2 protein-coding genes are annotated in these 2128 nt (G+C 38.9%); one reads left to right on the top strand and one right to left on the bottom strand.

Going from position 1 to position 2128, the window contains the following annotated elements; genetic code table 11:
- Window positions 1–179: 179 nt before the first annotated feature.
- Window positions 180–1286, top strand: coding sequence for an HP0729 family protein (locus tag Q0200_RS05095; protein ID WP_297938561.1), 1107 nt, complete (start codon window positions 180–182; stop codon window positions 1284–1286).
- Window positions 1287–1708: 422 nt separating this feature from the next.
- Here the strand turns inward: Q0200_RS05095 and Q0200_RS05090 are convergent.
- Window positions 1709–2128, bottom strand: a 420-nt coding sequence (locus tag Q0200_RS05090) for a hypothetical protein (RefSeq protein WP_297938558.1), incomplete at its 5' end; no start/stop codon positions are given.

Genomic DNA, 2128 nt, shown 5'->3' with positions numbered 1-2128 from the left:
TGCTGCAGCTCCAATAGCAGCCACGACAGGCCTTTCTGTTGTAGCCATAATGGCTGTATTTTTTCTTGGCATTACTTTGGTTGTGTTAGTAACGGATAGATATGATACGATAAAGGCTAAAGGAAAAATTAATGATGCTGAAGGAGAAATAATACTAAAAAAGAAACAAAGTTGATAAAATGCACAACATCCTCATCCTATACAATCCCTACTACCAAAACGACGTCATAGAGCAACACCTTAAGATTTTGATATCCAAAGGCAAGGTGGCCTTTGGTAAGATAAAAAGTAAGCGGCGAGATATGATAAACTCTCACGAAGCCGAGCTTGAGCAAATTTACGAAAGCATAAATTCGAGCGGCAGCGACGGCAAGTATTTGCAGCTATTTTTAACCGATTATTCAAATTTATTCGTAGCAAAAGTTATTGCCGTAACCGATGAAGATATGAGCGAGATAGCGCCTGAGTATTATAAAGAAAAAAGGCTCGATGTAGAAAAGTGGTTTATCATAAGCGATATTAGGGAGCTAGTTAGAAATGATTTTGAGTGCGTTAGAGACGATTACTTGGCAAATTTTACCGTAAGTGGTCATACTTACGCAGTCTACGGCAACGCTTATGTTTATCCTCTCATCATAAAAACAAAGCAAGAGACGCTCTATTTTGAAGATGAGGGCAAATTTTATCCAGACGTGTATAAAAGCGCCGAGTTTTTAGAGATAAAACAAAATTTGATCCGTTACTGCTTCGGGCGAAGTTTAATAAATCTAATGCACCCAGATAGCATAGAAAATATCATCTCCGCAGAGATAGAGTATCTGGGTAATATCGCCAATCCGCTTTATGATTTTAGCTCCGTCGTCGTCAAATACTCAAAAACTATGGAGCAAGAGATTTATGCTTTCATTAAAGTTCTCATGGATAAACTTGCAAAGATAAAGCCGTCTATATTAAATATCCCATACGAAGTGCAAGGCACGAGCTTTACGGTAAGCGATATATTTGAAAACAAGCCAAATTTGGGAACCTATAAATTTCTTTTCAAAAACCGCATTATCCAAGATGCGCTTGAAGGAAATCTACTACAAAGCTACGTAACTAGAACCCTGCCAAAGGTCATAACCGAGCTTCAAGATTTGCGAAATGAAACCGTGCACGCCAAAGCCCCTAGCCATACCGACGTAACTAAGCTAAGAGCAAAGATAATAGGCGTGGCTTACGAGAGCGTGCTAGCTAAGGTGGTCAAGGCTAGGGCAGAAGCGGGGAGGGGTAAATTGACAAAGTAGCATAACCTGCTATATTCATTTTTAAACAATTTTATTAAAGGAGAAAATATGGGCTATTTAGTAAGACTGGAGTGCCCAAAATGTGGGGATAGCGTTGATGTCGATGAAATTATCATTGGCAGTGGTAAAAAACTATGGGAGTAGCTACAGGAGCAGCTATTGGCTCAGTAGTTCCAGGGCTCGGTACTTTAATAAGGGGGTGCCGTTGGACTTATTGCCAGGATAGCATCAGGGTTAAAGTATATAGATATCGAATGATATTAGCTATGAGCAAGTAAAAGAGCGGTCGGATTGCTTAGAGCAACTACAATTTCATTGCACGCATTGCAAGCATTCGTTTTATAGATATGCACAATTAAAAGAATAAGTCGCTTCTTATATAAACCAATATTTCCTTTGCTAGCGCATAAGCTAGCAAAGGGCTATATTTTATCAGATATTTTTATAAGCTCTTTTTTTATGTCTGTTAAATTTGAATTTTTGGAGCTTAAGGAGTTGGCGACTTCTTGATATGTTTTTATAAGTGGATTAAAAGCTTGCTGAACAACTTTTTGAAACTCTAATTCAAGATGATGAGATACGGTGCTAGATATCTGGGTTATGCAGCTTTGTATTGCATGAGCTCTATTATTTGCTTGTTCTACAGCCTCTCGGTATTCTTTATTTGCTTTATAGATATCGCGTACAGTAGATAATGCGGTTATCGCCGGGCCTGCCCATTTGCCGACAGATTCAGCAGCTTTGCTCATCCATACCGGACCTTTGCCCTTCATTAGATCGGGTATTTTTTTCTTAACGAACTCGAGAGTACTTTTAGTTGCATTAGCTACTTCTGTAGACGC

This window comes from uncultured Campylobacter sp. (assembly GCF_938045225.1).
Taxonomy (GTDB): Bacteria; Campylobacterota; Campylobacteria; order Campylobacterales; family Campylobacteraceae; genus Campylobacter_A.
Note: the sequence above shows the minus strand (reverse complement) of the source record. Positions and strands in the feature narration are given on the sequence as shown.

What these genes read in the sequence shown, in the direction of transcription:
- Q0200_RS05095 (WP_297938561.1), top strand. Translation starts at nt 180, where the DNA reads ATGCACAACATCCTCATCCTATACAATCCCTACTACCAAAACGACGTC.